We start from the raw sequence: 6,415 nt of genomic DNA, 5'->3' as shown, positions 1-6,415 counted from the left end.
GGCTGACTCCGCTGTCTACGCCGATAACACCCGCGCATTGGGCCAGCTCATCAACGAGCGCATCAAGCGGCAGCATCGGCAGCACCAGGGCCATGTCCGCTGYGGTCTTGTTCAGTCCCTGTGCAATAGCCTGGCTGGTGGCCAGTTCATGGGCATTGCCGTGCGCCAGTGCCACCGGATAGCCGGCCGCATGAAGGCGCCTTCCCAGCGTGATCCAGTGGTCCAGCGGCCATTCCTTGTCGGCGCGCGAGGTGCCATGGACCAGCACCACCCGGCCTTTCGACGCCGAAGTTGCTATCTTTTCAGGAGCTGCTTGCGCTCGCCCCTCCTGGGCTGCAGGCCTTTTTAATCCAAAATCCGGCGCACCTTTCAGGGTGTAGCCCAGCGCGCGCGCCGCCAGCTCCCTTGAGCGCTGCACCGCGTGGATGTGCGGCGGGAGGGTGATGGCCACGTCGGCCACCCAGCGGGTTGGCGCCTCATAGCCCGAGCCCTCGGTCTGGTTGGCCAGGGCGTAGCGCTTGCCCCCGGGCGCCACCGTGGCAAGCCGCGCCATCAGCGCCGACTTGGTCAGGCCCTGCAGGTCAATCACGGCGTCATAAGCCTCACGTTGCAGCTCACGCTTGAAGGCACGCCATTCGTTTCGTGTTGCCAGGGCCCAGAATGACTTGCGCCAGCGCCGGATCTCGCAGGAAATCACCCGGTGCAGGCCTTTGTGGCGCGCCAGCAAGGGGGCAAAGGCTTTTTCCACCACCCAGTCAATCTGCGTGTCCGGGAGCGCGGCAAGGATGTCCCGCACCACCGGCAGGGTGTGCACCACATCGCCCAGGGACGAGAGCTTGACCAGGAGAATTTTCATGAAGACGGTGAAAGGCGAAAACGCTGATTTTCACCGCAGAAAGCGCCCAGAACGTCCGCTTGCCCCGGAAACCCAAAAAAAGCCACTCAGGCCCCTCACTGCCCCAAACGCGATGCGAAGCGAGCCGTCTAATACCAGTGGGGGCCGCGGAACCGGCTTTGCCGGGCCGCAGGCGCCGCCCCCTCGAGGGGGGAACAGACTACACGCAGTGAGTCTGGACGGGGGTGGACTAATGGACCGCGGCAGCGAAGCTGGCGTCCGGCTTGACGCTGCGCAACAAGGCCAGCATGTCGGCCTCGATACGCTCCAGCGCCTTTTGGGTGTGGCCCTCAAAGCGCAACACCAGCACCGGCGTGGTGTTGGACGCGCGGATCAGCCCAAAGCCGTCGGGCCAGTCGACGCGTACGCCATCAATGGTCGAGATTTTGGCGGGAGCCGCGAATTTCGCGGATTTGATCAACGCCTCCACCACCGTATGCGGCTCGCCCTCCTTGCAGGCCACGTTCAGTTCAGGCGTGCTGAAGCTGGTGGGCAGGGCATTGAGCACGATGCCGGCGTCCGGCACCCGGCTCAAAATTTCGAGCAGGCGCGCGCCGGCGTAGGTGCCGTCGTCAAAGCCGTACCAGCGCTCCTTGAAAAAGATGTGGCCGCTCATCTCGCCGCCCAGCGGTGAATTGATCTCTTTCATCTTCGCCTTGATCAGCGAATGGCCGGTCTTGTACATCAGCGGCACACCACCGGCGGCCTCAATCTCGGGCGCCAGGCGCTGCGAGCATTTCACGTCGAACAAAATGGTTCCCCCCGGCACGCGCGAGAGCACGTCGCGGGCAAACAGCATCATCTGCCGGTCGGGGTAAATGTTCTGGCCGTCTTTGGTGACGATACCGAGGCGGTCGCCGTCGCCGTCAAAGGCCAGGCCCAGTTCGGCGCCGCCGCTTTGCAGGGCCTTGATCAGGTCCTGCAGGTTTTCGGGTTTGCTCGGGTCGGGATGATGGTTGGGAAAGTTGCCGTCGACCTCGCTGAAGAGTTCGGTCACCTCGCAACCCAGGGCGCGAAAGATGGCAGGCGCCGATGCACCGGCAATGCCGTTGCCGGAGTCGATGACGATTTTGAGCGGGCGTTCGAGCTTGATGCCGGACACGATGCGGTCGCGGTAGTCGGTTTCCACATCGACCTGGCGGACGGCGCCGGCCTGGGATGGCTGCACCCATGTCTCGCCTTCGATCGCGCGGCGCAGCGCCTGGATTTCCTCGCCATAGATCGCACGGCCGGCCAGCACCATCTTGAATCCGTTGTAGTCCTTGGGGTTGTGGCTGCCCGTCACCTGGATGCCGGATGCCGTGAGGGTGCTGGCCGCAAAATACAGCATGGGCGTGGTCACCATGCCGACGTCGATCACCTCTATACCCACCGCAGCCAGGCCGCGCATCAACGCAGCGCTGAGCGAGGGGCCGCTGAGGCGCCCGTCACGGCCTACAGCCACTGATTTCTCACCTTCGGCCAGCGCCGCCATGCCAAAAGCCTTGCCCAGCGCCTCGGCCATTTCCTCATGGATGGTGGAGGGCACGACACCGCGAATGTCGTAGGCCTTGAAGATGGACGGGTTGATTTGCATCGGCAGGATCCTTCAATTTGATGGGTTTGATTGTAGGGGGCGGCCCTTGCGCGGCCTGTAGGCGGCTGCCGTTTTGAGGGGGCCCGTTCAGACTATGGAAAACAGTGCGAAAGTGGTGTGCGTGGAGTACCACGCCATGAAAGCCTGCAAGAGATTTCGGGAGGTTTTGAGGGCAAAAGAGGGCAAAAGGGACATGTCCGAAAACGGCTAGTTAAAAGGGCCTTGCGGCGTATCATTTCTTCCATGGACCGCGAAATCACCCCTCTGGCCGACAACGACTGCTACCTCGCCCTGAAGGCGCGGGATGCCCGTTTTGACGGCAGTTTTTTCACCGGCGTCACATCTACCGGCATCTATTGCCGGCCCGTGTGCAGCGTGAAAACCCCCAAGCGCGAAAACTGCCGCTTCTTTCACCATGCGGCGCAAGCCGAGAACGCGGGCTTTCGGCCCTGCCTTCGCTGCCGGCCCGAGCTGGCGCCGCATTCGGTGGTGTGGTCCATTCAGGACGCGTCTTACATCCTCGCCCACCAGGCAGCCCGCCTGCTGGACGAACCCGAGGTGTGGGCTGAAGACGGCCCGTCTGTGGAAAAGCTGGCCGCCAGGCTGGGCGTGAGTGACCGCCACGTGCGCCGGATCTTCGAGGCGCAGTTCGGCGTCTCGCCCATGCAATACCTGCAGACGCACCGGCTTCACACCGCCAAGCAACTGCTGGCCGACACCAACCTGCCCATCACGCAGGTGGCGCTTATCAGTGGTTTTGCCAGCGTGCGGCGATTCAACGCGGCTTTTGTCGAGCATTACAAGCTCAACCCCACGCAGCTGCGGCGCCAGGGCCCGGCACGCGTCGGCGATGTGGGTGAAGGCATCACCGTACGGCTGGGCTACCGCCCGCCCTATGACGTGCAGGCCATGCTGGCTTTTTTCAGCAAGCGCTGCATCAGCGCCATTGAATTCATTGCAGCGGACGCCGCGCAGCCCGCCTTGGGAAGAACTTTCAGCATCGAAGCGGGCGGCAAGCTGCATACCGGCTGGCTGCTGGCAAGCTTCGACGAAAGCCGCTCCCAGCTGGTGTTGCGCGTGAGCGATTCGCTGCGCGAAGTGCTGCCGCTGGTGATACGCCGCGTGCGCACCACCTTTGACCTGGACGCCGACCCTGCGGCCATCAACAGCGTGCTGCACGCCAGCTTTCCTGAAGGCGACGGCCTGCGCGTGCCGGGCGCACTGGACGGCTACGAGCTGGCCGTGCGCGCAGTGCTGGGCCAGCAGATCACCGTGGCCGCGGCCCGCACACTGGCCCAGCGCATGGTGGACCGCTTTGGCGAGGGGGTGGAAACACCCTGGCCACAGCTGACGCGGCTCTTTCCGGCACCGGCGGTGCTGGCCGCGGCCAGCGGCGACGCGCTCGGGCAGCTGGGCATCGTCAGGCAACGCCAGGCCGCCATCGTGGGAATCGCGCAGGCAGTAGCAGAAAAACGCCTTCCATTGCACAGCGGCGCCGACATCAACACGACGGTGGCTACGCTGAAAGGGTTGCCCGGCATCGGTGACTGGACGGCGCAATACATTGCCATGCGGGCATTGCGCTGGCCCGACGCGTTTCCTTCAGGCGATGTGGCGCTGCACAAGGCACTGGGTGTGCAGGGCCAAAAAAATCCGGCGCGAGAAGCTGAATTCGCCTCGGCCGCCTGGAAGCCCTGGCGCAGCTATGCGGTGATTCGCGCCTGGAGCGGCACGCTGGAACGGCCCGGGTAAATGCCCCGCTTAAACGCCCAGTGAAGCGGCGCTGCGCTGATTGATGCCGCAAGCCGGGTTCATTTATGCGTATACGGAATGAATGCACGGCATCGATTTCATTGGACGGGACAGCGCCTTTCGGGCGACCATCTCCGCCGGGTGATCGAAGTCAGCTAGCCAGCCAGTGCATGACAAGGCGACGGACAGAGTTGCTACCAAATTAATAGCTGCTCGCGCCCGTCATTAAAGGGCTACAGCCCTAAATAGCAAGAGGTCCTGCACATCAGGCAAGACTTGACCACTCAAAAGGTGACATCCATGAAATTCGACAACTCCATCGTTCAGAGCACATTTCAAAGCCCCCTGGGCAAGATGATCATTGCCGCAACGGACAAGGGCCTGGCCGGCACCTGGTTTGCCGGCCAGCGCCACCTGCCGCCGCAGCTGGTCGAGCCCTGCGTCTGGCGCGAAGACCCCGACCACCCTGTTATCAAGCAGGCGATTGCGCAGCTGACCGAATACTTCGCCGGCACGCGGAGCAGCTTTGACCTGCCGCTGGACCTGGCCCACGGAACCGCCTTCCAGCAGTCCGTGTGGCAGGCCCTGCTGGCCATCCCGCAGGGGGGCACCACCAGCTACGGAGCCCTTAGCCATAGCATCGGAAAACCGGCGGCCGTGCGCGCGGTGGGTGCAGCCGTCGGGCGCAACCCTGTCAGCGTCATCGTGCCCTGCCACCGCGTGCTGGGCGCAGATGGCTCACTCACCGGCTACGCCGGCGGCCTCGACAAAAAAACCGCGCTGCTCAAGCTGGAGGGCGCACCCATGAAGGAGACACTGTTTTGAGCTCATCCACCACCGGGCTCGCAACGCCCGCGGCCATGGCCTCCCCCAAAAGCTGGGCCGCTGATTTCATCATGCTGGCGGCGATCTGGGGGTCTTCCTTTCTTTTCACCCGCATCGGTGCGGTGGAGTTTGGCCCGCTGCCCACCGCCGCCGTGCGCGTGGCCATTGCCGCGCTGTTCCTGTTTCCCATCGTGTGGCTGCGCGGCCTGCTGCCCGACCTGAAGAGAAACTGGAAGAAGATCTTTTTCATCGGCATTTTTAATTCAGGCATTCCGTTTGCCTGCTTTGCGTTCGCGCTGCTGTCCATCACCACCGGGCTCTCCGCCATCCTCAACGCCACGGTGCCGATGTTCGGCGCGTTGGTCGCCTGGCTGTGGCTCAAGGACAAACCCAACGCCTCGCGCATCCTGGGCCTGGTCGTTGGCTTTGCCGGCGTGGCCATGCTGGCCTGGGACAAGGCAACCTTCAAGCCTGACGCCTCGGGCATCGCACCCGGCTGGGCCGTGCTGGCCTGCCTCTTTGCCTGCGTGTGCTACGGGATCTCGGCCAGCTACACCAAGCGCTACCTGACAGGCATGCCGCCTCTGGTGACCGCCGCCGGCAGCCAGATAGGCGCCACAGTGGGCCTGGCACTGCCGGCCGCCTGGCTGTGGCCGGCGCAAATGCCCGGTGTGCATGCCTGGCTGGCGCTGCTGGCGGTGGGCGTAGTCTGCACGGGCCTGGCCTACATTCTCTTTTTCAGGCTGATTGAAAATGCCGGCCCGCCGCGCGCGCTGTCGGTCACCTTCCTGGTGCCGGTGTTTGCGGTGATCTACGGCGTGATCTTCCTCGGCGAGCATGTGACCGCCTGGATGGTCATTTGTGCCGTGGTGATTGTGATTGGCACGGCGCTGTCAACCGGGCTGCTCAAGCTGGGCCGCAAGGGCTGATGCAACGATGACGTCGGCCCGCAAGACCAAGCTCAAAGTCAAGCTGGCCGTGCCCAAGCCGCGCAACCCGCTGGTCGAGCCCGCGGCCCAGCGCAAGGCGGGCTCGCACCGCAAATCAGAAGCGAGCCTGCGCAAGAAGGAAAAGATGGCGCTCAAAAAGCAGCTGTTTCAGCTGTAAATATGCGCGTCTCCCGGGCTGGGTGAGAATCATGGCTCCAGCCATTCGATTCAAACAACGGGCCATACAAACCATGAACTACCAATACCTGCTCATTGCGATCTCCACTGCATCACTGGTGGCATGTGCAATTCCGCCGACAACAACGGCTCAACAGAAGGCAGTGATAGCAGGACCCAATGATCCCAACGCGAAAAGCTTCCTCCTTACACAGGTGGTCACGCAAGTTCCACTTGGCAGCCGGGTCCTGAATATCCACA

7 protein-coding genes are annotated in these 6,415 nt (G+C 63.3%); 5 read left to right on the top strand and 2 right to left on the bottom strand.

Annotated features, from left to right (window positions below):
• Both waaC and AC1D0Z_RS14485 read right to left on the bottom strand, forming a co-directional pair.
• Positions 1–856, bottom strand: an 856-nt coding sequence (waaC, locus tag AC1D0Z_RS14490; protein WP_477658926.1) for a lipopolysaccharide heptosyltransferase I, incomplete at its 3' end; no start/stop codon positions are given.
• A gap of 229 nt (positions 857–1,085) precedes the next feature.
• Positions 1,086–2,471, bottom strand: coding sequence for a phosphomannomutase/phosphoglucomutase (locus tag AC1D0Z_RS14485; protein WP_477658925.1), 1,386 nt, complete (start codon positions 2,469–2,471; stop codon positions 1,086–1,088).
• Positions 2,472–2,714: 243 nt separating this feature from the next.
• Here AC1D0Z_RS14485 and AC1D0Z_RS14480 point away from each other — a divergent pair, with 243 nt between their 5' ends.
• The 5 genes from AC1D0Z_RS14480 to AC1D0Z_RS14460 all read left to right on the top strand — a co-directional run.
• The gene (locus AC1D0Z_RS14480; RefSeq protein WP_477658924.1) at positions 2,715–4,223 is read left to right on the top strand and encodes a DNA-3-methyladenine glycosylase 2 family protein; all 1,509 of its coding nucleotides are present in this window, start codon (positions 2,715–2,717) and stop codon (positions 4,221–4,223) included.
• A 300-nt stretch (positions 4,224–4,523) separates the two neighbouring features.
• Positions 4,524–5,048 (top strand): methylated-DNA--[protein]-cysteine S-methyltransferase, encoded by a 525-nt coding sequence (locus tag AC1D0Z_RS14475; RefSeq protein ID WP_477658923.1) that lies wholly within the window; start codon positions 4,524–4,526, stop codon positions 5,046–5,048.
• A complete protein-coding gene (locus AC1D0Z_RS14470; RefSeq protein ID WP_477658922.1) occupies positions 5,045–5,977 on the top strand; it encodes a DMT family transporter in 933 nt (310 codons plus the stop codon). Before AC1D0Z_RS14475 ends, AC1D0Z_RS14470 begins: the two co-directional genes overlap by 4 nt.
• Before the next feature lie 7 nt (positions 5,978–5,984).
• Positions 5,985–6,155, top strand: a complete 171-nt coding sequence (locus AC1D0Z_RS14465) for a hypothetical protein (RefSeq protein ID WP_477658921.1) — start codon at positions 5,985–5,987, stop codon at positions 6,153–6,155.
• Positions 6,156–6,228: 73 nt separating this feature from the next.
• The coding region (locus tag AC1D0Z_RS14460; protein WP_477658920.1) for a hypothetical protein at positions 6,229–6,415 on the top strand (187 nt) is incomplete at its 3' end.

It is taken from the genome of Polaromonas sp. P1_E3 (assembly GCF_056405935.1).
Note: the sequence above shows the minus strand (reverse complement) of the source record. Positions and strands in the feature narration are given on the sequence as shown.